This is a genomic window from Candidatus Viadribacter manganicus, from assembly GCF_001679665.1.
GTDB classification, from domain to species: domain Bacteria; phylum Pseudomonadota; class Alphaproteobacteria; order Caulobacterales; family Aquidulcibacteraceae; genus Vitreimonas; species Vitreimonas manganica.
In genome coordinates this window covers 1,257,504-1,282,570 of the sequence record NZ_CP013244.1, presented here as the reverse complement: position 1 = coordinate 1,282,570, position 25,067 = coordinate 1,257,504, and the positions used below count along the sequence as shown (strand labels likewise).

The window sequence follows — 25,067 nt, the reverse complement described above, 5'->3', positions numbered from 1 at the left end:
GCGCGCATGTGCGTGCAGGGATGTTGCGTTGATGCAGTGGAAGAATTGGTCCGGCAGCGTACGCGCTAGCCCGCATTTGGTTGCACAGCCAAAGACTGAAGCTGAATTGGCAACGCTGGTGACGCAAGCACGTAAAGTGCGCGTTGTCGGCGCAGGCCATTCATTCATGCCGCTTTGTGAAACTGACGGCGCGTTGCTCTCGCTTTGTGAGCTTGAGGGCGGCATTTGTTTCAACGCTGATAAATCGCGCGTCTGGGCGCCCGCGGGCTGGAGTTTGGCGAAACTGACCGCCGCCCTCTGGGAAAGCGGCGTGTCGCTGATCAATCAGGGCGATGTGAATCCCCAATCATTGGCCGGTGCGATCGGGACTGGCACGCATGGCACAGGCGCACAACTTGGCTCCCTTTCAACGGCGGCCCGCGGTTTTCGGCTGATGATGGCCGACGGCGCCATCGTTACGTGCAGTGAAAGCGAACGACCAGAGCTCTTTCAGGCAGCGCGGCTCTCACTCGGCATGGTCGGTGTCGCGACGCAGATCGAGATCGATGTTCTGCCTGCCTATCACCTTGAAGAACGTGTCGAGACCTATCCGCTCGAAGAGGTCGAGGCGCGATGGGGCGAACTCGCGGCCAACAATCGGCATGTCGAGTTCTTCGTGTTTGCGTACGGCAAGTATGTCGTGTTGAAGACGCTGAACCCGGCGCCGTCCGAGGGCGCCTTAAAGCACATGAACGATATCGACGACCGGGCGTTTCGGATCGTCTGCGAAGTGTGTTCTCTGGCGCCTTGGCTTACGCGGCGATTGCAGCCGGTGATCGTCGGTCCCGGCGTGCGTCAGCGGCGCGTCGGGCCCGCGTATCAAATTTTTCCATCCGATCGCACGGTGCGCTTTGAGGAGATGGAATATGAATTGCCACGCGCCAACGGCTGGGCGGCGTTGAAAGAGGCGATTGCGTGGATTCAAAAACGCAAGCTGCCGGTCACGTTCCCGTTTGAGTTTCGTCTCACGGCTGGCGATGACATTTGGCTTTCGCCATTCAATGCCACGGCCGGTGCGTCGATATCGATGCACCAATTTGCGAAGATGCCGTGGCGCGACTTGTTTGCCCAAGCCGAACCGATCTTCCGCGCCCATGGCGGGCGGCCCCATTGGGCCAAGCGGCACACGCTATCTGCGCGCGACGTCGATGCGCTCTATCCGGACGCGGCCAAGTTCAAATCCGTGCGCGAGGCTATCGATCCTGGTGCAAAGTTCGCAAACGCGCACTTGATGCAAACATTCGCGATCGAGGAAAAGCCAACGTGAATGACATCGATTTGCATAAGCATTTGATCGGACAGCAGGGTTCGCGCTTGGCTTTGAACACGCCGGTGCTGGTGATCGATCGCGATGCGCTCGGGCGCAACATTGAGACGATGGCGGCGTTCGCCCGCGCCAATAAGCTGGCGCTGCGTCCGCACGCGAAGACCCATAAGAGTGTCGAGATCGCAAAGCTGCAGATCGAGGCGGGCGCGGTTGGCGTGTGCTGCGCCAAGCTCGGCGAAGCGGAGGCTCTGGCGGAGGGCGCCATCCAGGACATTTTGATCACCTCGCCTGTGGTGACGCCGCAGGCGATCGCTCGTTTGGCGGGGTTGAACGCGAAGATCAGGACGTTGCGGGTTGTTGTGGACAATCCCGTTAACGTCGATGCGTTGGCTGCAGCTGCGCAGGCGTCAGATCAAACGCTCAACATTGTGATTGATGTGGATCCGGGTATTCGCCGAACCGGCGTGCCGAGCCCGGAGGCGGCGGTGGCGCTTGCGAAACGCATCAGCGAGACGCCATCGCTGCGCCTCGCGGGCGTTCAATATTATTGCGGCGCCCAGCAGCATATTGAATCTTACGCCGATCGCCGTGCAGCGATTGAGGATCGCACCAATTATTTGAAGACAGTTTTGGAGGCGCTCCGGGGCGCCGGTCATCCGCCGAACATCGTCACCGGCGGCGGTACGGGCACACACCAGATCGACGCTGAGCTAGGCGTGCTCACTGAGCTGCAAACCGGTTCGTACGTGTTTATGGACAAGCAGTACAATGACTGCGATCTCGACGGGCAGGGGCGCAAGGCGTTTGAGACATCACTGTTCGTCGATGCGCACGTGATCTCGGCCAACTCAACTTCGATGGCAACCATTGACGCCGGCTTCAAGGCGCTCTCAACGGATGGCGGTTTGCCGGTGGTGATGGACGGCGCGCCGGCGGGCGCAATGTTCGTTTTCATGGGCGACGAGCATGGCGCGCTGATTGCGCCTGATCATCCCTTTCATATTGGCGATCACGTCAGTCTCGCCGTGCCGCACTGCGATCCAACCGTGAACTTGTATGATGCCTACCACGTCGTGCGCGGTGGCGAGCTGATCAACATTTGGCCGGTGAGCGCGCGCGGACGTTCCCGCTAGTTACTCAGCAGGCGTCCGCGCGGTTTCTTGGTCGCTGTGCGAAGTTGGCTTTGGCAAGAAGCCTTGCACCCAGTGCTCAAGCTTATCGATCAGCACGAACATCGCCGGCACGAACACGAGCGAGAGCAGTGTCGAGAGCATCAGGCCGCCGATAACGGCCGCGCCCATGCCTTGTCGCAAGCTGCCGTCAACGCCCCAACCGGCCGCGGCAGGGATCATGCCGCCCGACATCGCAAACGTGGTCATGATGATCGGGCGTGCACGCTGCATGCCCGCTTCCATGAGCGCCGCGTTGCGGTTCATCCCTGCGTGCATGCGCTCAACGGCGAAATCGACCAGCAGGATCGAGTTCTTGGTGACCAGTCCCATCAGCATCAAAAGACCGATGAATGCGAAGAGCGAGAGTGGTTGGTTGGCGATGATGAGGCCAAGAAATGCGCCGCCAAGTGAGAGCGGCAGCGCCATCATGATGGTGATCGGTTGGAAGAAGTCGCGGAACAGCAGCACCAGCACGATGTAGATGAGGATGATGCCCCAGAGCATGGCGCTGCCGAAGCTTGCCGTCATTTCGGCGAAGTCTTCGGTTTGACCTCCAGCGGCGAGACGCGCGCCGGGGCCGCCTTGCGCTTCTGGCAGCGCAAACACTTCTTGTTGCGCCGTCGAGAGCTGCGTGCCCGGGCGCACGTTGGCGCCGACCGTCACGGCGCGTTCGCGGTCACGCCTTTCGATCGTCGCTTCGCCAAGCGAGAATTGCACGTCCGCGACCGCATCGATGCGCACTGGCGCGCCGAGGGAGGACTGCACTGGCAGCGAGCGCAGCGCGTCAAGGTCGCTGCGCTGATCGGGGCGCAGCGTGACGCGGATCGGAATTTGGCGATCGGCGAGATCGTATTTGGGCAAGTTTTGCTCGGCGTCGCCGCTTGTCGCGATGCGAATGGCGGACGCCAGCGCAGCAGATGTCACGCCGAGGCGAGCCATGTCTTCTTGGCGCGGGCGGACCTGAATTTCAGGGCGCCGTAGCGCGGAGGTTGAACGCACGTCCGCAAGTGACGTAAGTTGGCTCATTGCGGCGGCGAGGCGGTCAGCGGCTGCGTTCACGGCCTCGGGATCTTGGCCGACAAACTGCACTGTGATGTCCGAGCCCGACGAGCCACCCTGGTCCTGCACGAAGGCTGCGCGATAATCCGGGAATTCGGAAAGGATCGGCCGCATCTCCTGCTGGATTGCGTAAGCAGAGCGATTGCGCTCATCGCGTTGCGTGAGCTGAATGAATAGGTTTGCGTCTGGCGCTGAGCCGTCGGCGCCGTTCATCGAGGTGAAGACGCCGATGACTTCAGGATTTTCGCGAATGCGCCCGCTCATGCGCTGGAGCACGCGATCGGCTTCGATCACCGGCGTGCCCGGCGGAATCTCAACGCGCGCCTGGATCATGCCGTTGTCGAAGCGGGGAATGACGACTGCCGGCACTGTGCTCGCGAGCATAATTGAGCCGACGAAGACAGCGATGCCGACGCCGACTGTCTTCCAGGGGTTGCGGATCGACCAGCTCAGCGCGTCATGATACGCCTCAGTGAACACGCCAGGCTTTGCTTCGTGTTCGTGGCCTTTGTTGTTCAGGAAGAACGCCGCCATCATCGGCGTTATCAGACGCGCAACGACCAGCGAGAAGAACGCAGCGAGCGCGACGGTTAGTCCGAACTCCTTGAAGAAGACGCCCATGCCTCCTTCCATGAAGCTGACGGGCAGGAAGACGGCGATGATCGAGCCTGTGGTGGCGACAACAGCGAGACCAATTTCGTCCGCGGCTTCGAGAGCGGCCGCGTAGGCGCTCTTTCCCATCCGCATGTGCCTAATGATGTTCTCGATCTCGACGATCGCGTCATCGACAAGGACGCCGGTAACGAGCGCCAGCGCGATCAGCGTCACCATGTTCAGCGTGAAGCCGAGAATTTCGATGCCCGCGAAGGTCGGGAAGATCGACAGCGGGATCGCGGCGGCGGCGATCAATGTCGCGCGCCAGTCGCGCAAGATCAAGAATACGACCAAGCAGGCAAGCAGCGCGCCTTCGAGAAGGGCGTGGATCGAGCTTTCGTGCATGCCGCGAATGAATTCGACGGTTGATGCGATCTCGGTGATGCGAATTTGCGGATTGGCCGCTTCGATATCGTGGATGCGTTCGTAAATGCGGTCGAATACTTGAACCTCAGAAGCGCCGCGCGAACGCTGCACCATGAAGCCGACGACCGGTTGGCCGTTGTAGCGCGAGATCGAGTTGAGATCGCTGGCGCTGTCCGTGACGGCGCCGAGATCGGCTAAGCGCACGGTGCGGCCATCGCTCGCGGTGATCCGAAGGTTCTCGAGTTCTTGGACCGATTGGGCGCCACCGAGCGTGCGGATTGATTGCGCTTGGCCGCCAACTTGCGCCTGGCCGCCTGGAAGGTCGACGTTGATGGCGCGCAGCTGGTTGTTCACTTGGTCGGCTGAGACGCCGTAAGCGAGCATGCGCGCCGAATCGAGCTCGACGCGGATTTCGCGATCGACGCCGCCGAGACGTGTGACGGCGCTTACGCCCGGAACGGCGAGCAATTGGCGCTGCAAATCGTTGTCGATGAACCAGGAAATATCCTGGGCCGTCATGCCTTCGCCTTCGAAGGCGTAATAGCCGATCGGTTGGCTCGCGGCGTCGATGCGCTGCACCACCGGTTCGGTGATATCTGCAGGCAGGTCCGAGCGGATGCGCTGGATAGCGTCACGCGCATCATCGACCGCGCGGCTGAGATCGCCATCGCTCTCCATTTCGACCATCGTTTGCGAAACGCCGGGCGAGATGGTGGAGGTGACGCGTTTGACGCCTTCGACAGAGGTCAGCGCAGCTTCGATCCGCTGCGTGATCTGGGTTTCCATTTCCGCCGGCGCGGCGCCCGGTTGGGCGACGACAACGGTGAATCCGCCGAAATCAACGTTCGGCAATTGGTTGATGGGCAGGCGCCCGTATGCCGTCCAGCCGGCAAACAACAGCGCAAGAATGAGAAGGATCGGCGGGATCGGATTGCGGATCGCGCCGGCTGAGATGTTCCAAGCCATGTGCGATTAGCCTTCCCGTCCGCGAATGCCTTCACCCGGCGCTGCGCCCTCAGCGGCAGGGGTTTGCACCGGCGTTGGCGTGAGGACGCGCACCTCTTCACCATCTTGAAGGAATGCAGCGCCAGAGCCGACGATGCGCTGGCCGGGTGAAAGTCCTTCGATAACTTCAACCCAATCGCCGTCACGGCCCGCGAGCTGCACATCGAGGCGGTGGACGTGGCTCGTGTCGTCGAGCACCAGCACGTAAGCTTGGCCGCTTTCGTAGAGAACCGAGCTTTGCGGCACAGCAAGAACTTCACGCACAGGAAGATCGGCGTGGCCGCGCAGGTACATGCCGGCGCGAACGCGTGTGCCGGATGGTAGTGCAAATAACGCTTCGCCAGTGCGCGTGCGGCTATCGATAGAAGCGGGCAGGCGGCGCAGCACGCCTTGCACGGTCGAGCCATCGACGAGCGAGAAGGTTGCGATTTGGCCTTCTTGCAGCGCCAGAGCATCGGCTTCTGCAACTTGCGCTGAGACCTCCAGGCGGTTGTCGGCCGCGATGCGGAACAGAACTTGCCCTTCGGGCGCGGCGCCAAGGGATGCGTTGCGGTCGATCACGAGGCCGGAAGCTGGCGCGCGAACGTATCCGCCGCCTAAGCGCGCGTTCGTTTCAGCGAGTTGCGCTTGTGCGGCGGCGAGGCGCGCATCAGCGGCGATTGCCGCGGCGCGACGTTGTTCGATGGCTTCTGTCGAGAGTGCGCCGGAGTTGCGGATTGATTCTGCACGGTCATACTCGCCGCGCGCACGTACGGCGGCTGATTGCGCCTCAGCGACGCTGGCTTGCGCCGCGCGGGTCTGCGCGTTGGCGAGTGCGTTGTCGAGACGCGCCATGGCCTGGCCCTGGCGCACGAAGTCGCCTTCATCGACGAGGATTTGCAAGATGCGCACGCCGCTCGCTTGGGCGGTGACTTGAATGTCGCGGACCGGGCGGGCTTCGCCATTCAGCGACACTTGCGTTTGGAAGGTGCGCGCTTGCACCGAAATAACGCTCACGGCTTGCGCCGTTGCCGGTTGCGTTTGGATGTTGTTGTCGCCGCCGATGCGAGAGACGATGAACAGAACCGCGATCACCGCGGCAATCGCGCCGCCCGTGAGCATCAAGATCTTGTTGCGGCGCTTGTTCTGATCGGGCGCGTCCGTGGCGCGATCCCATACCCGCTTGCCGGCGTCGCGCGCGCTCTGCAGTGCGCGTCCGCTGGCGTCCTTGGCGCGCTTTAAGAAGCCGGGAGCTTCTTTGAACGGTTCGGGTCTCTCTGGCTTGTTCATTTTCGTGGCTCAAGATAGCGCTCGGCGAGCGCGCGGAATTGACTGATGGCGGCTTCGACATCGGTTTCGCGGCAGAACGCGCGCCTGAGACCTATGCCTTCCAAGGTCGCAAACAAGGTGTTTGTTGCGATTTCAGGATCGAGTGTTGCGTCCACCTCACCGCGTGCTTGCGCGGCGACGAGTGCGCGGATGAATATTTGGACACTTGCGCTGTCGGTCGTGCGTAAAGGCTCAGAGACGGCGTTGTCGCGAATGGCTTCGGCCATGATCTCTGCGATGAGCGCGCCATCACCTTCAGCAAACTTCTCGAAGAAGCTACGGGCGGACAAGCACAGAGCGGCAATGAAGCCGTGCTGTTCGGCGGCGCGCATGAACGCTTCGTCGTTTTCGCCGCGCTTATCTTCGGCGATCGCGCCGATGATGTCGGCCTTGCTTGAGAAGTAGCGATAGAGGGCGCCGGCGCTGATTTCGGCTTCGGCGCAGATTTCGGCCATCGTCGCCTGGTGAAAACCGCGGCGCCGGAAGCACGCGATGGCGGCGTCCATGATCTGACGCCGCCGGCGTTCAGCCAGTTCAGGGTCGGCTAGACGGGCCAAATTAGGATCACCAAGTCTCGAATTGCCGGAAACGGCTTGCGCCGCGATGCTGCGGCGCATATAAAACGAATGTTCGTTCTTTAAATGTTAAGTCTGGACGGCGTCAAGCTGAAAACCCAAATGGCCAGCGCGGGCTGAGTATCTCAGCCAGCGCTTTCCAGACGCCTAAGTGCTTGAGGAGCAACCGGGAATGCCTGCAGTCAGGTCCTTCGTACGCGCCGCCCTGACGGCTGGCGCGCTGGCCTCTGGCGCCGGTTGCGTCACCATGCCAAGCGAACGGGCCGAGGCGCCGCCCTTACCTTCAGCTTGGCGGGATGCCCCCCAAGGGGCCGAGCAACCGGTCACCGATTGGTGGCGGGGGTTCAATGATCCGGCGCTCAATCAATTGGTCCTCGAGGCGCTTTCGGAGGGGCCGAATGTGCAGCTTGCGGTGTCGCGCGTCCGTGAAGCGCGGGCGCTATCGTACGCGACCGTCACGCAATTCCTGCCGCAGCTGACGGCGACCGGCGCCGGCCAGTATCAGCGTTTTGTCGAAGGCCCTGTGCCTGCCGGCGTTGATCGTGAATCCATGAGTGGCTCGTACGGGGCGCAAGCGTCTTGGGAGCTGCCGCTGTTTGCGATCGGCGCAACGACGGTTGGCGCGCGAGCCAACACGCAGAGTGCGCTCGCAGATCTCCGCGGCGCCCGTGTCACGCTCGCAGCCGATGTGGCGCAGGCTTACGTCGATTTGCGCGCCGCGCAAGCAAGCCGCGCGGCGTTGCAGCGTTCCGTCGAAACCTCAGACGAACTCGCGCGTATTGTCGCAACGAGCGCCGGCGCGGGGTTTGCCTCCGAAGCTGACGCCGCGGACGCGCGGCGTTTGGCGCAAAGCACGCGCGCGCGCTTACCTGGCCTGATCATTGAAGAGCGCCGCGCTGAGAATGTCTTGGCGGTTCTGCGTGGTCGCGCGCCCGGCATGGAAGATGAGCAGACCCAGCGCGTGTTGGCCGCTCAGAATGCGCCAGTTCCGCATTTGGAGCTGACTTCAGCGCCCGCAGCGCCGGCTGACCTTTTGCGCTTGCGTCCTGATGTGGCGCGCGCGGAAGCGCAGACGCTGATCGCAGCCGCGCAACTCGGCGCTGCGCGCGCTGATTTGCTGCCGCGCCTCAATTTGACGGGTGCGATCAATGTCACCGATGCGCTGATCGGCAATCCATCAGGCGCCGGCATCACAATCGCGACGGGCGCGCCGCTCATTTCGATGCCGCTTTTCGATTGGGGGCAACGCTTTGCCGTGTCGCGTCAGCGCGACGCCCAATTCGATCAATCCCTCATCCGCTATCGCCAAACGGTGACGCAAGCTGTGGCGGAGGCCTCGAACGCGCTTGTCTCGCTCGATCAAGGACGGCTGCGCCTCAACTCCGCCCGCGCTGCTGAAAGCGCGGCGGAAGTCACGGCGCGCGGTTCGCGCGCGGCGTTCGAAGCGGGGATCCAAAGCCTGGCTGACCGCTTGCGCTCAGAACAGCAATTGATCGATGCGAGCCTCACGCGGATCACGGCGGAGCAACAATCGGCGAGCGCCGCGATTGCGACCTACCGGGCCTTCGGCGGCGGCCCAGCGGTCGCGCCCGAAGTGACGCGCCGCTAGCCGATCAATCCACGTCATTCGTCGCAGGTGTCTGTGAAAAAGCTGGACACATGCGTGCGCGTGCGCTGCCTAGGCCGATAGGTCTAGGGGAGCCATGCGATGAAGCGAGCGCTTGCGGGAGCGTTGATGTTTGCAGCCGTGTTGAGCGGTTGCGCCACATCCAGCACCTCGACCACCAGCCAGGAACGGCCGGCGACTGTCGATGAACTCCTCGATGGCGTCGAGATTCCGTATGAGCGCTTCACCTTGGACAACGGCCTCACCGTGCTCGTCCACGAAGATCGCAAGGCGCCGATCGTTGCGATTGCGGCCTGGTACAATGTCGGTTCTAAAGATGAGCCGGAGGGGCAAGCCGGCTTCGCGCACTTGTTTGAACACATCATGCTGTTCAACGGCACCGAGCACATTCCGAACCTGATTGAGCCGTTGCGTGAAATGGGCGCCACCAATTGGAACGGCACCACATGGTTCGATCGCACCAATTATTTCCAGACGGTGCCAACGCCTGCACTGGAGCGAGGCCTCTACATTGAGAGCGAGCGCATGGGCTATTTGCTCGGCGCGCTCACCCAGGAGCGTCTCGATGCGCAGCGCGGCATCGTTCAAAACGAGAAACGACAAGGCGATAACCAGCCTTATGGCATGACGTTTTATCGCATCTTGGAGCGCCTCTTCCCGGAAGGGCACCCGTATCGGCATTCCACAATAGGCTCGATGGCTGATCTCGACGACGCCTCGCTGGAAGAAGTGCGTCAGTGGTTCCGCGATAATTATGCGCCGAACAATGCCGTGATCGTGCTTGCCGGCGATATCAATGTCGCGGAGGCGCGTCCCTTGATGGAGCGCTATTTCGCTCAGATTCCACGCGGACCGGTGAACACGCCAGCTGCCGCGGATATCCCGACGCTCTCTGCGCGCATCGACGACACCATGCACGATCGCGTCGCCAACACGCGCCTTTATCGCACTTGGGTAGTTCCGGGCCTTGCGCATGATGACACGCTCGAGCTTGATGTCGCGGCTCAAGTACTGGGCGGACTGAACAGTTCACGGCTCGACCGCATCTTGGTGCGCGACGAGCAAAGCGCCGTTTCGGTGAGTTCAAGCGTGCTGCCGTTCCAGCGCGTCAGCATGTTCTTCGTGACCGTCGACGTAAAGCCAGGCGTCGATCCGGCGGCAGTGTCCGCACGTTTGGATCAGATCGTCGCTGAATACATCGCCGCTGGCCCGACCGAGGATGAAATTCAGCGCGTCGCGACACAGCAGGTATTCGCCAGCGTTCTGTCGATTGAGCAGGTGGGCGGTTTCAATGGCAAGACCGTCGCGCTCGCCAATAGCGCGGTGATCGCCGGAGATCCGAATTTCTACGAGCGCAATTTGCGCGCCTATGGGCGCATCACGCCGGCGGCCGTGCGCGAGGTCATGGGCCGTTGGCTGACGCGGCCGACTTATGCGCTGCGTGTCGATCCAGGCGCGCGTGAACCTTATCAAGAGGCGAGCGCGACCGGGCGCCCCGCGCCGGATAATCGCCCTCCGACAGCGCAGCCGCGCGATCCGATGCCGGAGATTGGCGCGATTGCAGACCTTGATTTTCCCGATGTGCAGCGCGCGCACCTGCGCAACGGCATTGAAGTTGTCTATGCGCGCCGCACGGCTGTTCCGATCACGTACGTCGCATTCGATTTCGATGCGGGTGTTTCGGCCGATCCTCAAGGCGCCTTCGGCACACAGCGTTTGATGCTTTCAACCATGACGTCGGGCGCAGGCGGGCGCGACGCAATGAACATCGCTGAACAACAAGAGCGGCTCGGCGCCACCATCGGCGCCAACGGTTCGCTTGATCGCTCGGCGCTAACGCTGACTACTTTGAGCGCAAATCTCGCCCTGTCGCTTGATTTGTTTGCTGACGTTGTGCAGCGACCGGATTTTGAGGCGCGTGAAGTCGCTCGTGAGCGCGACCAGCAGCTTGCTGCCATCGCGACAGAAGGCACGCAGCCAAACGGTTTGGCGCAACGCACATTTCCCGCGCTCGTCTTTGGCGCCGATCATCCGTATGGACGTCCATCTTCGGGTCTTGGAAGTCAGGCATCTGTTTTGCCGTTGACGCGCGATAACCTTGTTGCGTTCCACCAAACATGGATCCGGCCCGAGACGGCCCGCGTCTTTGTGGTCTCGGATCGTCCGCTGAACGAAATTACGCGTGCGTTGAACGCCCGATTTGGTGGTTGGCAGGGCGCTGCCGCGCCGGTGGGACAAAAGAACTTTGACGCACCGATCCCAGCTGCGCGTTCGCGCATCGTGATCGTCGATCGTCCCCAGTCGCCCCAATCGGTGATCTATGCCGGAGCCGTGCTGCCGATCCGTGGATCGGAGGATACGCTGACGATCAACGCCGCCAATGAGGTGCTGGGCAGCAACTTCCTGTCCCGCATCAACACCGAAATCCGCGAGCGTCGCGGTTGGTCGTATGGCTTGAGCGGTGTCTTGAGCCTACGCGAAAATCAGGTGCCCTATATCATCAACGCGCCGGTTCAGGCGGATCGGACCGGCGATTCCATTCGCGTCCTGATCGAGCAGATCAACGCTTTCAATTCCACAAACGGCGTTTCTGCATCGGAGCACGTGCGCACCATCAACGGCAACATTCGTCAATTGCCGGGCTCGTTCGAGACGGCCGGCGCGGTGCTCGGCGCGCTACGCTCAAACCAACTCTATCGCCGCGCTGACAATTACTGGGAAAGCGTTGCATCGCGATATCGCGCGATGAATGCGGCAGACATGGATGCTGCGGCGCGCGCTGTGATCGATCCATCGCGCTTTGTGTGGGTCGTGGTGGGCGATGCGTCCCTCGTGCGGCCTCAACTTGAAGGGCTGGGGCTTGCGATTGAGGTTGTGCCGGCCTCGTAAGCTTTGCAGGTGATGGGGATGGCGCGTTTTGTCGGTTTAGCCGCCGGGTTTGACCGCAATCGTTGGTATCACGGTGTCCTGGGCCAACGCGGCGACGATTAAGCTTGATGCACGTGCGCGCATCGAGAGCGTTGATGAGGCGTTTGCCGCCGGGATGGGCTTTTCCTCACCGACGCGTGTGTCGCCGCTTCGCCGATCCTGAGCGATTTTATCGCACACGGCGCCTTCGCTTTGTTCAGTCCCTCATCGGGCGCTGGAACGACCCCTAAGGCAGCTTAGTTCTGCGGCGATTAGGCTAGCGCGGCTCCTCGCCGGACCTGTAAACTCTGGTTCGAGGGATGCATGGCGCGTACGCAAGCTGCTGATTATGACGAACGAAAGCTGGCGATTGTCGAGCAGGCTGCGGCGCTGTTCGCATCGCGTGGCTTCAATGGCGCGTCCGTGGCGGATATCGCCGAGCGCTGCAAGACATCCAAGAGCCTCATCTACCACTATTACGAGTCCAAAGAGGACATCCTCTTTGATGTCATGATCAGTCACGTCCGTGCGTTGGAGGCTGCTGCAGCCGATGCGCTCGCCGCCAATGCAGGGGCGGAGCAGAAGTTGCGTGACCTGACGCAGCTCTTCATGGCGCTCTATGTCGGCGCCGCCGATCGGCACAAGGTCTTGCTCAATGATTTGGGTTATGTGCCGAAGGCGCGGCGCGCCGAGATCGTGGCCGTGCAACGGGGCCTTATTGAAAGTGTTCGCAAGCTTTTGGTTGAAATCGAACCAGCGCTGAAGAGGCGTGATGGGGCGAGCTTCTCAGCCGCAATGCTTTTCTTCGGCGCCATCAACTGGACTCATACCTGGTATGATCCGAAAGGCGCTATGACCCCCGAGGCGCTGGCGGATATGGCCGCGGACTTGACGCTTGGCGGATTGGCGCGCGCGGCGCGGGCCTAGTTAGGCTTCATCCATTCCATGACGAGGAACCATGGCGCGCGCCGATAGCGCTCGGCCTTCGGCTCAGGCGCGCCTACGATTGGCCTTGGCTCCTCGAAATGGCGAAGCTGAAGATCGTGGCGGAGAAATTCGCGCATGTAGGCCTGCAATGGCCGGTGATGATTGACGATGCGAATGCCGCGCCACTGTGTCCAAAACGCGCGTTCGTCGAGGTAGTAGTCGACAGGGTAATGGACGAGCTCGCCGCGCGCGTCGCGTATCCAGCCGCTTTCTGCACCGGCGGTGTTGAAGCCATTGAGGTTCGCAACGAGGAGCGTGCCTCCGGGTCTTAACACGCGCGCCATCTCCGCGATCGGAACGGTGATTTCGGGCATGTCGATGAGGCTGAGATAGCTGACGACGAGATCGAAGCTCGCCTCGTCAAACGGCAAGGCCTCGCCGCTGGCCTCAATGTAATGGCCTGCCGGATCACGTTTCTGCGCGTGGGCAATGAGAGCGGGCGTTGGGTCGATCCCGGTGCAAGCTACGCCCTCGGCGCTTAGCATTCGGCAAAAGCGACCTTCGCCGCATCCGACATCGAGCGCCGCGCGGGGCCGCTTTGCCAACGCGCGCGGCGCCATGATGGGATCAAGCACGTAACGGCGTCCAAAATCGCCGTGCTCACCCATGTCGGCGATCCACGCGGCCGCCGATTCGTTCCAACCATTTTCTGACATGACTTAGACGTCGTACGTCAGAGCCACGCCTTCAGTAAGGGGGGTTGCTTGGCAGGTGAGCACGTAGCCTTCCGCGATTTCCTGCTGAGAGAGGCCGTAATTCACTTTCATGCTCACTTCGCCGGCCGTCACCTTGGCGCGGCAGGTGGCGCAAACGCCGCCCTTGCAAGCGAACGGCGCGGGCAGGCCGGCAGCGCGAACATTGTCCAAGATCGAGTGGTTATTTGGATCGAACGCAACCTGCATGCGGCGGCCGTTGAGCGTGACGCTCATCCTTAGACCTGCGGCTTTCTCTTCGAGCGCTCGCGCGGCGGCTGCCTGCGCGGCCGACAGCGGCCCAGTCGTAAAACGCTCGATCAAGATGCGCGATTTCTCGATGTTCTTCGCTGTCAGCGCTTCTTCCACCGCGTCCATCATCGGGCCTGGGCCGCAGATGAAGAAGGCGTCGATGTCGCTCGCCTTCACCAGGGTCGACAAGATTTCCTGGGATTTCGCCGCGTCGAGGCGGCCGTTGAAGAGCTCGATCTCTTCTTCTTCCTCTTCAAGGAAGTGAAAGATGGATAGCCGGTCGATGTAGCGATCTTTCAGCCCAGCGATTTCTTCCAGGAACATCACACTGGGTGAGTTTCGATTGCCGTAGAAAAGCGTAAACCGGGAGTGTGGCTCCATCGCCAGAGCGGTTTTCATAAGTGACAGGATCGGCGTGATGCCTGAGCCACCGGCGAAAGCGACGTACTCACGCCGGGCCTCGGGGTCGAAGGTCCAGCAAAATGAACCGTGCGGCGCCATCACTTCAAGCACGTCGCCGGCCTTGAGCTCGTCATTCACCCAGCTCGAAAAGGCGCCGCCGGAGATCTTTTTGACGCCGATTTTCAGAACCCCTTCGCTTGGGCTTACGCACACCGAATAATTGCGCCGAATTTCCTCGCCGCTGAACTCGCGCCGAAACGTGAGGTGCTGACCGGCTTTGAACGCGAACGCCTCGCGCAACGCTTCTGGAAGCTCAAAGCGCACGGAGACAGCGTCCGGCGTTTCGCGCTTCACTTCGGCGACGCGCAATTTGTGAAAGTTGATGCTTGCCATCAGTGACACTTAAATCTGTCGAAGGGTTCGGCGCAGGACTTGCAGCGCCATAGGGCTTTGCATGGCGTGGAGCCGAAGCGCGAAAGTTCTTCGGTGTTGGACGATCCACACCGCGGGCATTCCGCTGCTGTTTGATTCTGCAAAGACGCTGCAGAGGCCCCCTTGGGCGGCGGTGCGATGCCATACGCGCGCAACTTCTCGCGGCCCTCGTCACTGATCCAATCTGTAGACCAGGGCGGAGAAAGCGTGGTTTCGATGGCGACGGCGCCAAACCCGTTGGCGTCGAGTGCGGCGCGAATAGATTGCTCGATCGCGATCGTCGCAGGGCAGCCGGTGTAAGTGGGCGTGATCGTGATTTTGGCTGGATCGATCCCACGCACGATGCCGAGATCGACAACAGAGACCGCAGGGATTTCTGGATCCGGCACGCGCGCAAGTATGGCGCGCATACGGTCAATGTCGGAAATCGCGCTCACGGCGCTCACCACGTCGCGCCCGGATAGGCGCGTTGCAGGAATTGCATGTCGCTGAGCAGGTGACCCAGATGCTCAGAGTGACGGCCCGCGCGTCCGCCCGTCGTTGCACGACGCGGCGGCGGGCGCGTCAGCGTGGCTTCTGCGAGCGCTGCGTCGACGCGGGCGTCCCAGGCTGAACGGAGGCTGGCCTTGTCGACGCCAACACCTGCGGCAAGCGCGGCTGCATCGACCTCGTCCATGAGAAAAAGCTCGTCGGTGAAGCGCCACATCCAATCCAGTCCGGCGATCATGCGCGCCTTGCTCTCGTCGGTGCCGTCGCCGAGGCGGATCACCCAATCGCTTGCAAGCGTTGCGTGGTAGGCCACTTCTTTTGAAGCTTTGGCCGCGATCGCCGCAAAGCGCGCGTCTTTTGCGCTCGCCATCTGTTCAAACAGCAGCGCTTGATAGTGCGAGAACAGAAATTGCCGCCCAATCGTCTGCGCGAAATCGCCATTTGGTTGCTCGACCAGTAGGCAATTGGTGAAATCCATGACGTCACGGCGGAACGCCAGCGCATCGCCATCGCGGCCTTTAGCTTCAAGTTCGCCCGCGAGATTGAGAAAGTGCGTCGCTTGACCAATCTGGTCGAGCGCGATGTTGGCTAACGAGAGATCAACTTCGAGCGCAGGTGCGTGTCCGCACCATTCGCCCAAGCGTTGGCCGACAATGAGCGAGTCGTCGCCCAGGCGCAGTGCATATGTGGCGAGCTTATCCATCAGATGTGCGTGATGCCGTCTGGGATCTTGTAGAAGGTCGGATGGCGATAGACTTTGTCTTCGGCCGGCTCGAAGAGCGCTGCGGCATTGCCTGGATCGGACGCAACGATCTGCGCTGACGGCAGCACCCACAAGCTCACGCCCTCCATGCGCCGGGTGTAGGTATCGCGCGCGTGTTCAAGCGCCATCTTGGCGTCGACGGCATGCACGCTGCCGACATGGCGATGCGAAAGCCCGCCCTTGCCGCGCACGAACACTTCCCACAGCGGCCATTCCTTGCTCGGATCGCTCATCGTCTTACTCCGCCGCCTGTTTTGCCGCCGCGCGCTTTTCTGCGTGGACGCGGGCTGCTTCACGCACCCAAGCGCCTTCGGCCCAAGCCTTTTGGCGCGCCTGAATGCGTTCTTTTGCGACGGGGCCTTCGCCGCGAACGACTGCCGCGAACTCTTCCCAGTCGACTTCGCCGAAATCGTAGCCGCCGCGCTCGTCGTTCCATTTTAACTGGTCGTCTGGGACCGTGAGGCCAATTGCCTGCGCTTGCGGCACAGTGATGTCGACGAACTTTTGGCGCAGATCGTCATTGGTGTCGCGCTTGATGCGCCATCGCATGCTTTGCGCCGTATTCGGCGATTTATCGTCCGGCGGGCCGAACATCATCAGTGACGGCCACCACCAGCGATTGAGCGCGTCTTGCGCCATGCGCTTCTGCTCGGGCGCGCCGGCTGCGAGATGCATCATGATCTCGTAGCCCTGGCGCTGGTGGAAGCTTTCTTCCTTGCAGATGCGCACCATCGCGCGCGCGTAGGGGCCGTAGGAGGTCCGTTGCAGCGGCACCTGGTTCATGATCGCCGCGCCGTCAACGAGCCAACCGATCGCGCCAATGTCCGCCCACGTCAGCGTCGGGTAGTTGAAGATCGTCGAATACTTGGCTTTGCCGCTGAGCAGCGCTTCGGTCATCTCATCGCGCGAGGCGCCAAGCGTTTCCGCCGCCGCATAAAGATAAAGCCCGTGTCCACCTTCATCTTGCACTTTCGCAAGCAAGATTGCCTTGCGGCGCAGGTTCGGCGCGCGCGTGATCCAATTGCCTTCAGGCAACATGCCGACAATTTCGCTGTGCGCGTGTTGCGACATCTGCCGCACCAGCGTCTTGCGGTAGGCCTGCGGCATCCAATCCTTCGGCTCGATGAACTCGTCGTTGGCGACGCGCGCTTCGAAGGCGGCGATCAGAGCGGGATCTTCGGCGACGGTTTCGGCCTTGGTCTTGCCGGTCATATCGGTTGTGTACATGGGGGCGCGCGTCTCCAGAATGCTGATATAGCTTTAGCTGACCGATCGGTCAATCAATTACCGTCCCGCCGATCGTCCGCGAAAGGCCAGTAAATTCAGCGATGATCTCTCCACCAGCGCCGCGAACGCTCACGTGATAGACGCCGCTGCGGCCAGAGCGAGAAACCTCACGTGCTTCGGCCGCCAATGTGTCGCCGGCTTTGGCCGGGGCTAAGAAGGCGATGCTTGCTTGCTGCGCCACGGTGTTTTCGTTTCGCGAGTTGCATGCGTAAGCAAATGCAGTGTCCGCGAGCGCAAAGATCATTCCGCCATGTGCGATGCGGTGTCCGTTCAACATGTCATCGCGCAATGTCATGTGGATGCGCGCATAGCCCGCGCGCGCCTCGTCGATCACGACGCCCCAAGCGGCGCCAGCGCCTTCGCGTTGGCGCAGCGTGTCCGCCACGCGTCGGGCGAGTTCGTCCGCTTCGTTCATGCATGTCTCGTGAATTGACCGACTAGGTGTTCTATCATACGCCACCGCGACACGCGAGGAGGCGAGCGATGGACTATGAAACCATTCTGCTGGAGATCGCAGACGGCGTCGCGCGCCTGACGCTTAATCGCCCTGATCGGCTGAACAGTTTTACCGTGCAGATGCACGATGAGGTTTCGCGCGGGTTGGAAGCTGTCGCAAAGAGCGACGCCCGCGTTTTGGTGTTGACTGGCGCGGGGCGCGGTTTCTGCGCTGGGCAGGATCTTTCCGATCGCGCGGTCGCGCCCGGCGGTGATGGCGTCGACCTCGGTGAGTCTTTGGAAAAGCGCTACAATCCACTCATCCGTCGTCTCGCGACGCTCGAAATGCCGGTCGTTTGTGCGGTGAATGGAGTTGCGGCCGGCGCCGGCGCCAATATCGCGCTGGCCTGTGACATCGTCATCGCCGCGAAGACCGCCAAGTTCATCCAGAGCTTCGCGAACATTGGCCTTGTGCCCGATAGCGGTGGCACCTGGACGCTGCCGCGTCTTGCCGGCCAAGCGCGCGCAATGGGCTTGGCGCTCACGGGCGAACCACTGACGGCCGAGCGCGCCGAGGCGTGGGGCATGATCTGGAAAGCTGTCGACGACGACAAATTGCGCGAAGAAACCGACGCGCTGGCGACGAAGTTCGCCTCGGCGCCGACGAAAGGTCTGGCGACGACGAAGAAGCTCCTTCGCGATGGCGCAACCCGCACGCTTTGCGAACAGCTCGATATTGAGCGCGATGCGCAACGCATGCTCGGTCGCACAAGCGATTACAAGGAAGGCGTCGGCGCGTTCATGCAAAAGCGTCAGCCGAAGTTCACTGGAAACTAAGTCATGAAACCGATCACGCTGCAAAACTACGCCGAAGGCCACTGGGTCGCGGGAAGCGGTGGGCTAGCCGAACTGCGCTCGGCCATCGACGGCGACGTCGTCGCGCTGACCTCGTCGCAGGGTTTGGATTTCGCAGCGATGCTGAAGCATGCGCGAAGCGTTGGCGCCTCGAAGCTGCAAGCGATGACCTTCCACGATCGCGCAAAAATGCTGAAGGCGCTCGCTGATGCGCTAACAGCGCACAAGGAGGAGCTTTACGAGCTCAGCTACAATACGGGCGCAACAAAGGCCGACGCCTGGATCGATATCGACGGCGGCATCGGCACATTCGCGGTCTATCAAGGCAAGGGCCGTCGCGAGCTTCCTAATGATCGCATCCTGATCGACGGCAACGTCGAAGCGCTATCGCGCAACGGCACTTTTCAAGGCTTGCACGTCTACACCTCACTCCAAGGTGTCGCCGTGCACATCAACGCGTTCAACTTCCCGGTCTGGGGAATGTTGGAAAAGCTCGCGGTCACGTTCTTGGCAGGCGTGCCCGCGATCGTGAAGCCTGCCAGCGCGACAGCGTACCTTACGGAAGCTGCCGTCCGCATTATGCTTGGCGCAAACGTGCTTCCGCCTGGGACGCTGCAGCTTATCGTGGGCGGCGTCGGCGATCTTTTTGATCATCTCACATCGCAGGACGTGGTTTCGTTCACCGGTTCGGCGCAAACGGCCGCAAAGCTGAAGAGCCATCCGGTGGTGCAGCGCGAGAGCGTACGTTTCGTAGCTGAGCAGGATTCGCTCAACGCCTCGGTGCTTGGGCCCGACGCCACCCCGGATTCGCCCGAGTTCGATCTCTTTATCAAAGAGGTCACCAAGGAGATGACGGTTAAGGCCGGCCAAAAGTGCACCGCAATTCGCCGCGCCTTCGCGCCTGCATCTGTCATCGATGTGGCGCAAGAAGCGATAACGGCCCGTCTTGCCAAGATTACGATCGGCGATCCGCGTGATGAAGCAACAAGGATGGGCGCGCTTGTCAGCACCTCGCAGCGCGAGGATGTCCGCGCCAAGATAGCCGAGATCGCGCGAGACGGCGCCATCGTCTACGGCGACCCGAACGCGAGCCCGGTCAACGAGAAGGGCGCCTTTATCTCTCCGGTTCTCATCCGTTGTGACGCGCCGTTCGAGGCGGGCGCTGTGCATGAGGTGGAAGCTTTCGGTCCGGTGGCGACATTGATGCCGTACGCACAGCGCAACGAGGTGTTTGATCTTGTCAATCGCGGCAAGGGCTCGCTGGTGATGAGTGTCTTCAGCTACGACACGACATTCGCCCAAGACGTCGTGCTCGATTCAGGTTCATTCCACGGCCGCATCGCGTTCATTGATCGCGATAGCGCAAAGGAGAGCACCGGCCACGGCGCGCCGATGCCGCACATGATTCATGGCGGCCCTGGCCGCGCCGGTGGCGGCGAAGAGATGGGCGGCATTCGCGGCGTAACCCACTACATGCAACGCACGGCTCTGCAGGGCCATCCGCGGACACTCGCTGCGATCGTCAACCGTTACATTGCCGGCATGCCGACTGAGAATGCCGAGCAGCATCCGTTTCGGCGCAAGTTCCATGACTTGCCGATCGGGTATCAATTGAAAACCAAAGCGCGCGAGATCACGCTCGAAGATATCGAACACTTCGCGCATTTCACTGGCGATACCTTCTACGCCCACATGGATGAGCAAGCCGCGAAGGCCAATCCGCTCTTTGGCGGACGCGTCGCGCATGGCTATCTTATTTTGGCGTTCGCGGCGGGATTGTTCGTCGATCCCGATCCAGGCCCTGTGCTCGCGAACTATGGTCTCGACAATCTGCGCTTCGTGAAGCCGGTGAAGCCAGGCGATACCGTTGAGGTGGCGTTGACCGTCAAGGACAAGACCTTACGCCGGCCCGATCAAGGCGAAGTGCGCTGGGATGTCGTCGTCACCAATCGCGATGGTGACACCGTCGCCGCGTACGATCTGCTGACGATGAACGCCGCCTAAGCGACAGCCTTCAGTGCTTCGACGAAGCGGGGTATGTCAGCTTCTCGCAGGCCAGCGACATTGATGCGCGCGGAATCTGTCATGTAGATTCCGTGTTGCTCGCGCAATCTCGTCACTTGGGCGCCGTCGAGGGGCAAGGTCGAGAACATGCCCTTTTGATCGGCGATCAAGTGCATCGGCATTGAGTTTACGCGCGCCGCGGCGAGTTGGCGACGCGTGCGCTTTATGTGCGAGCGAATCTGATCGAGTTCCTCGCGCCACGACGCGCGCAGCTTTTCGTCGCTCAAGACTTCGCGCACGATCGCCGCGCCATGATCCGGCGGCATCGAGTAGTTTGCACGTGCAATAGCGGCGAGATTGCTCATCACCGCAGCGCGAGATTTCTCCGCCGCTTTGACGAAGAGCGCGCCGACGCGTTCTCGATAGATGCCGAAGGACTTCGCCTCCGAAATCGCAATGATCGCCTCAGGCACTTGCTCCAAAAGCCGGCGCGCGCCCGCCACGTCTTCGTCAATGCCATCGCCAAAACCTTGATAGGCGAGGTCGACGAACGCAATGATGCCTCGAGCATTCAGCGCTGCGGCGAGCTGGGTCCATTGTTCAAGCGAGAAATCGGCGCCCAGCGGATTGTGGCAGCACGCTTGCAGGATGACGCCGTCGCCGCGCTCTGCTTGCGCGAAGCTAGCGATGAGCGCGTCCATGTCGATGCGCTGTTCGGTGATATTGAAGAATGGCGCGTCGATCGGCTCAAGCCGCGCCGCCCGCACGATCGAAGGATGGTTCGGCCAGCACGGCGCCGGCAGCAGCACGCGCTTGGCGCCCGCTTCGCGCAGTAGGTCGCAACCGAGCCGCAGCGCACCCGTGCCGCCCACGGCTTGAATTGAAACGAATTCGCGCGACATCGCACCGAAAGCGAGTTGCCCGACGAGTTTCAGGAAATCGACGTCGCCCTGCTGGCCGACATACGTCTTTGTCTTTTGGCCGGCGAGCAGGAGCGCTTCTGCGTCTTTCACGGCGCGCATTACCGGCGTGTTGCCCTCGCCATCCTTGTAGACACCGACGCCGAGGTCGATCTTGTCGGTGCGCGGATCCTCGCGATACATTTTGATGATCTTGAGAAGCGGATCCGGCGCTTTCGGCGCGAGCGATTCAATCATGGGTCTGCTTTCAGTCTGCTAGAGGCCAAGTTGCCAGCACTTCGACGAAGCGCGTGAGCCAGGCGTTGGTTTGATGGCCATCGAGCACGCGGTGATCGATGGTGAGTGAAACGTAGGCCATCGGCTTGATCACCATTGCGTCCGCGCCGCCGACATCGCGCACGACAACGCGCTTTTCCAGCTTGCCGACGCCGAGGATCGCCGACTGCGGCTGGTTGATGATGATCGGCGTCGCGACGAGTGAGCCCGAAACACCGTGGTTCGAAATCGTGAAGGTCCCGCCTTGCACGTCGGCGGGCCTAAGCTGGTTCTTGCGCGCCCTCTCGGTGACGTCGCCAAGTTGGCCCGCAGTTTCTTTCAAGCTTAGGGTCTGCGCGCGCTTGATCACCGGAACGATCAAGCCCTTGTCGCCCAGCGCCACGCCCATTCCGATATTGATGTCCTCGAACACTTCGAGGAAATCGTCGTGCCAGCGTGCGTTGACGTTGGGGGAGACCTTCATCGCTTCGGCGGCGGCGCGAATAATGTAGGCGGAGAAGGTGAGTGGAGCGCCGGCCTTTGCGTAGGCTTCTTTGTGCTTATTGCGGTGGGCAATGATGGCCGAGAAGTCGGCTTCGAACACGGCGGTTACATGCGGGGCGATCGCGACCGAACGCGACATGTGCTCGCCAATCGAACGCCGCATCGCATCGTGGGGAATTTTTCCGCCCTTAACTGGCGCGGCGGGCGTTGAAGCTTTCGCACCCGATTTGGTGGGGCCGCGTGCGAGGTGATCTTGCACGTCCTTGTGCGTGATGCGTCCATCGCGTCCGGTGCCTGCAACTTCCGCCGCATCGAGCTTGTGATCTGAGAGAAGACGCTTCACCAGCGGCGAAAGCCGCCTCTCGGGTCCATCGTCGGTTCGCGGTGTTATGGCAATAGAAGATTGTTGTTCAGTCCTCTGGCTTTGCTGGGCGCGCGATGTCGCCGCGTCTGGCAATGCAGATGAAAGTGAAAGAACGCCAAGCGTTGCCCCTGGCGCTGCTTCGTCCCCTTCGTTCAGCGCAATCGAGGCCAGTATGCCATCGCTGGGAGAGGGCACCTCGACCGCAACCTTATCCGTCTCAAGCTCGACGATCGGTTCATCGCGCCGTACCGGCTCGCCAACCTTTTTCAGCCAGGCGCGAATGACCGACTTGGAACCTTCTTGCTCGAGCGGCATCACGATGTTGGTGGTGTCAGCCATCAGAAGCGCACCAATTCTTGCATCTTCGCGGCGATGCGTTCGACAGACGGGAGCGCCCATTCCATTAGATCCGGATGGTGCGGCGATGGGATGTCTGGCATCGTCATGCGCGCTACCGGCGCGTCGAGATCAAGGAACGCCTGATCTGCAACGACAGCCGCGATCTCCGCGCCGAAGCCGCCAGTGCCGATATCTTCGTGTACGATGAAGCAGCGATGGGTGCGTTTCACCGAGGCGAGAACTGACTTGCTGTCCCACGGCGCCAGCGTGCGAAGATCCAAGATGTCAGCGCTGACGCCTGCTTTTTCGGTCGCTTGTTCGCAACGCTCCACCATCGCGCCCCACGCAACGATCGTAATGTCGTCGCCGGCGCGGACGCGTTTTGCGATGCCAAACGGCAGTGCAAAATCGTCACCCGGATAGGGGCGGCGCGCGCTTGCCGCGTCGAGCATGTTGCGATGTTCGAGGAACATCACCGGATCGTTGCCGCGTAGCGCGGTGCGCAGGAGGCCGACGGCATCTTCTGCATTAGACGGGCAAGCGACGCGCCAACCCGGGCTATGCACGAACTGCACCTCGTTCGTTTGCGAGTGCCAGGGATCGCCGCACTTGAAGAAACCGACCGGCATGCGCACGACCATCGGCGCGGCGAAGCGATTGGCTGTGCGCCAGCGCATCGTGCCGCAATCGTTGATTTGTTCGCAGGCAGGATCGGCGTATTTGCGGAATTGAATTTCCGGCACCGGCATTAATCCGGCGATCGCCATGCCGACAGCTCGGCCGATAATGCCTTCTTCGGATAGCGAGGTGTCGAACACGCGCTCTTGCCCGAACTTTTCCTGCAAGCCGAGCGTCACGCCGTGCACGCCGCCTTTGGGGCCGACGTCTTCGCCAAACACCAGCACACGCGGATTTACCGCGAGCTCGTGGTCGAGCACGCGGCGTATCGCGGTGATCATATTGATGCGCGCGCCTTCGGGCTTGGGCTCAGCGCTGGTTGGCGGCGCCGAATAGCCGGCGTTTAGCATGCCGCCTTCATCTTGAACGACGCCATCTTCGCTAAAGACGAAGCGCGTCACCTGGGATGGATCGCTCACCGGTCGCTGGTCTGCAACTTGCGCCGCGCGGCGGACATTCTCTTCAATTTCGGCTTGGGAGGCGTCCCATTCCTTCTCGGTCATCAGCGAGGGGACAACGTGCGCCTTCAATTTCGGCAATGGGTCGCGCGCCCATTCTGCATCCACCACGTCTTTGGATTTGTAGGCTTGAGTGTCTTGGAAGGAATGGCCCTGAAGCCGTGGAACAGTGAGGTGAACGAGCGCGGGGCCGTTTCCGGCGCGCACGTGACTAACGCCATCCGCGATAAGTTCAGATGCTTCGCTTGGATCGCAGCCGTCGCCGTCGCAAATCTTCAAGCCTGAGAAACTGGCAAGGTTCTTGGCGATATTTTGGCCTGGCGTTTGCAGCCAACCGGGCGTCGAAATGCCAAAGCCGTTGTCCTCGATGTAGAAGAGCATTGGCAGTTTCAGCGTTGTCGCCATCGTCAGCGCCGACCAGAAACCGTTCGTCGCCACAGACGCATCGCCGCCGAGCACGACGCTGATGGCGCCATCGTAGCTGCGATCGCCAAGAACGTTCTTTGCGTATTCGATGGCTTGGGCGTAGCCGGCGGTTGGCGTGTATTGCGCGCCGACGCCGCCGCACATGGGTAGAGCCGAAGCGCCGTTGGCGTTCGGATAGTTGAACACGACGCCGATATCGCGGCCGTCACTGTAGCCTCCGGCGCGCCCCATCGCTGAGCCGAGCGCATCTTCAAGTGCAACGCCAAGCGAGAGCAGGATCGGGCGCGAGCGGTAGTAACCGCACATCGCGTCTTTGGGGTGGGTGAGGTGTAAGCCTAACAGCACTTGCGCCATGTCGTGCCCGCGCGCGCTGAACTGGTAGAAAATCTTCTTTCCGGGGACGAGCTCGCGCTCCTCGATCGCGTCCATGGCGCGCGAGCACTGAACGAGCGCAACGACGCGGCGCCAGTCTGTTTGGACGGCGGGCTTGGGGGCGGACTTCGGTTGGGCGCTCATTTTGCCGAAAATACTGCTATTCGGACGCAA

Annotated in this window: 21 protein-coding genes; 8 read left to right on the top strand and 13 right to left on the bottom strand. The window is 61.5% G+C overall.

All coding sequences use genetic code 11. The features are described from left to right. Positions 1 to 31: 31 nt before the first annotated feature. On the top strand, positions 32 to 1,306 hold the full coding sequence (locus tag ATE48_RS06740) for a D-arabinono-1,4-lactone oxidase (protein WP_066769285.1): 1,275 nt from the start codon (positions 32 to 34) through the stop codon (positions 1,304 to 1,306). Beyond that, positions 1,303 to 2,439, top strand: coding sequence for a DSD1 family PLP-dependent enzyme (locus tag ATE48_RS06735; RefSeq protein ID WP_066769284.1), 1,137 nt, complete (start codon positions 1,303 to 1,305; stop codon positions 2,437 to 2,439). Before ATE48_RS06740 ends, ATE48_RS06735 begins: the two co-directional genes overlap by 4 nt. Here the strand turns inward: ATE48_RS06735 and ATE48_RS06730 are convergent, their stop codons facing one another. Genes ATE48_RS06730 through ATE48_RS19980 form a run of 3 tightly spaced genes read right to left on the bottom strand, consistent with a single transcriptional unit; the run spans position 2,440 to position 7,427 of the window. Beyond that, positions 2,440 to 5,523 (bottom strand): efflux RND transporter permease subunit, encoded by a 3,084-nt coding sequence (locus ATE48_RS06730; protein WP_066769282.1) that lies wholly within the window; start codon positions 5,521 to 5,523, stop codon positions 2,440 to 2,442. It abuts the gene before it with no gap. Between the two features lie 6 nt (positions 5,524 to 5,529). Next, positions 5,530 to 6,831, bottom strand: coding sequence for an efflux RND transporter periplasmic adaptor subunit (locus tag ATE48_RS06725; RefSeq protein ID WP_066769280.1), 1,302 nt, complete (start codon positions 6,829 to 6,831; stop codon positions 5,530 to 5,532). Beyond that, the gene (locus ATE48_RS19980) at positions 6,828 to 7,427 is read right to left on the bottom strand and encodes a TetR/AcrR family transcriptional regulator (protein ID WP_228126821.1); all 600 of its coding nucleotides are present in this window, start codon (positions 7,425 to 7,427) and stop codon (positions 6,828 to 6,830) included. Before ATE48_RS19980 ends, ATE48_RS06725 begins: the two co-directional genes overlap by 4 nt. 190 nt (positions 7,428 to 7,617) lie before the next feature. Here ATE48_RS19980 and ATE48_RS06715 point away from each other — a divergent pair, with 190 nt between their 5' ends. From ATE48_RS06715 to ATE48_RS06705, 4 genes are all read left to right on the top strand, one after another. Then, positions 7,618 to 9,054: an efflux transporter outer membrane subunit gene (locus ATE48_RS06715; protein ID WP_066769272.1), complete on the top strand. Its 1,437-nt coding sequence runs from the start codon at positions 7,618 to 7,620 to the stop codon at positions 9,052 to 9,054. A gap of 99 nt (positions 9,055 to 9,153) precedes the next feature. Next, on the top strand, positions 9,154 to 11,961 hold the full coding sequence (locus tag ATE48_RS06710; protein WP_066769269.1) for a M16 family metallopeptidase: 2,808 nt from the start codon (positions 9,154 to 9,156) through the stop codon (positions 11,959 to 11,961). A 49-nt stretch (positions 11,962 to 12,010) separates the two neighbouring features. Beyond that, complete coding sequence (locus ATE48_RS19690) at positions 12,011 to 12,163, top strand: hypothetical protein (protein ID WP_156767634.1); 153 nt, start codon at positions 12,011 to 12,013, stop codon at positions 12,161 to 12,163. 140 nt (positions 12,164 to 12,303) lie between these two features. Beyond that, positions 12,304 to 12,906, top strand: a complete 603-nt coding sequence (locus ATE48_RS06705) for a TetR/AcrR family transcriptional regulator (protein ID WP_066769267.1) — start codon at positions 12,304 to 12,306, stop codon at positions 12,904 to 12,906. Here ATE48_RS06705 and ATE48_RS06700 read toward each other — a convergent pair. Genes ATE48_RS06700 through paaI form a run of 7 tightly spaced genes read right to left on the bottom strand, consistent with a single transcriptional unit; the run spans position 12,903 to position 17,698 of the window. Next, positions 12,903 to 13,622 (bottom strand): class I SAM-dependent methyltransferase, encoded by a 720-nt coding sequence (locus ATE48_RS06700; RefSeq protein ID WP_066769264.1) that lies wholly within the window; start codon positions 13,620 to 13,622, stop codon positions 12,903 to 12,905. The two genes, ATE48_RS06705 and ATE48_RS06700, sit on opposite strands and share 4 nt — an antisense overlap. 3 nt (positions 13,623 to 13,625) lie before the next feature. Then, positions 13,626 to 14,705: a 1,2-phenylacetyl-CoA epoxidase subunit PaaE gene (gene paaE, locus ATE48_RS06695; RefSeq protein WP_066769255.1), complete on the bottom strand. Its 1,080-nt coding sequence runs from the start codon at positions 14,703 to 14,705 to the stop codon at positions 13,626 to 13,628. Continuing rightward, positions 14,705 to 15,154, bottom strand: a complete 450-nt coding sequence (paaD, locus tag ATE48_RS06690; RefSeq protein ID WP_418219400.1) for a 1,2-phenylacetyl-CoA epoxidase subunit PaaD — start codon at positions 15,152 to 15,154, stop codon at positions 14,705 to 14,707. Before paaD ends, paaE begins: the two co-directional genes overlap by 1 nt. Before the next feature lie 32 nt (positions 15,155 to 15,186). Next, entirely contained in the window at positions 15,187 to 15,936 is a 750-nt protein-coding gene (gene paaC, locus ATE48_RS06685) for a 1,2-phenylacetyl-CoA epoxidase subunit PaaC (RefSeq protein ID WP_066769252.1), read from the bottom strand. Next, a complete protein-coding gene (gene paaB / locus ATE48_RS06680) occupies positions 15,936 to 16,229 on the bottom strand; it encodes a 1,2-phenylacetyl-CoA epoxidase subunit PaaB (protein WP_066769249.1) in 294 nt (97 codons plus the stop codon). The genes paaC and paaB overlap by 1 nt, the downstream gene beginning before the upstream one ends. A 4-nt stretch (positions 16,230 to 16,233) precedes the next feature. Next, positions 16,234 to 17,223: a 1,2-phenylacetyl-CoA epoxidase subunit PaaA gene (gene paaA, locus ATE48_RS06675; protein ID WP_066769246.1), complete on the bottom strand. Its 990-nt coding sequence runs from the start codon at positions 17,221 to 17,223 to the stop codon at positions 16,234 to 16,236. A 49-nt stretch (positions 17,224 to 17,272) separates the two neighbouring features. After that, the gene (paaI, locus tag ATE48_RS06670; RefSeq protein ID WP_066769243.1) at positions 17,273 to 17,698 is read right to left on the bottom strand and encodes a hydroxyphenylacetyl-CoA thioesterase PaaI; all 426 of its coding nucleotides are present in this window, start codon (positions 17,696 to 17,698) and stop codon (positions 17,273 to 17,275) included. A 68-nt stretch (positions 17,699 to 17,766) separates the two neighbouring features. On the opposite strand from paaI, the gene paaG reads away from it, so the two are divergent. Both paaG and paaZ read left to right on the top strand, forming a co-directional pair. After that, on the top strand, positions 17,767 to 18,555 hold the full coding sequence (gene paaG, locus ATE48_RS06665) for a 2-(1,2-epoxy-1,2-dihydrophenyl)acetyl-CoA isomerase PaaG (RefSeq protein WP_066769240.1): 789 nt from the start codon (positions 17,767 to 17,769) through the stop codon (positions 18,553 to 18,555). A gap of 3 nt (positions 18,556 to 18,558) precedes the next feature. Continuing rightward, the gene (paaZ, locus tag ATE48_RS06660) at positions 18,559 to 20,577 is read left to right on the top strand and encodes a phenylacetic acid degradation bifunctional protein PaaZ (RefSeq protein ID WP_066769233.1); all 2,019 of its coding nucleotides are present in this window, start codon (positions 18,559 to 18,561) and stop codon (positions 20,575 to 20,577) included. Here paaZ and ATE48_RS06655 read toward each other — a convergent pair. Genes ATE48_RS06655 through ATE48_RS06645 form a run of 3 tightly spaced genes read right to left on the bottom strand, consistent with a single transcriptional unit; the run spans position 20,574 to position 25,037 of the window. Next, positions 20,574 to 21,734, bottom strand: a complete 1,161-nt coding sequence (locus ATE48_RS06655) for an amino acid aminotransferase (protein ID WP_066769229.1) — start codon at positions 21,732 to 21,734, stop codon at positions 20,574 to 20,576. The genes paaZ and ATE48_RS06655 overlap by 4 nt on opposite strands. Before the next feature lie 10 nt (positions 21,735 to 21,744). Continuing rightward, the gene (locus ATE48_RS06650; RefSeq protein WP_066769226.1) at positions 21,745 to 22,959 is read right to left on the bottom strand and encodes a dihydrolipoamide acetyltransferase family protein; all 1,215 of its coding nucleotides are present in this window, start codon (positions 22,957 to 22,959) and stop codon (positions 21,745 to 21,747) included. Further along, positions 22,959 to 25,037 carry an alpha-ketoacid dehydrogenase subunit alpha/beta gene (locus ATE48_RS06645; RefSeq protein WP_066769223.1) on the bottom strand — a complete coding sequence of 693 codons (2,079 nt, stop codon included), beginning with the start codon at positions 25,035 to 25,037 and terminating at the stop codon, positions 22,959 to 22,961. Before ATE48_RS06645 ends, ATE48_RS06650 begins: the two co-directional genes overlap by 1 nt. Positions 25,038 to 25,067: the final 30 nt, after the last annotated feature.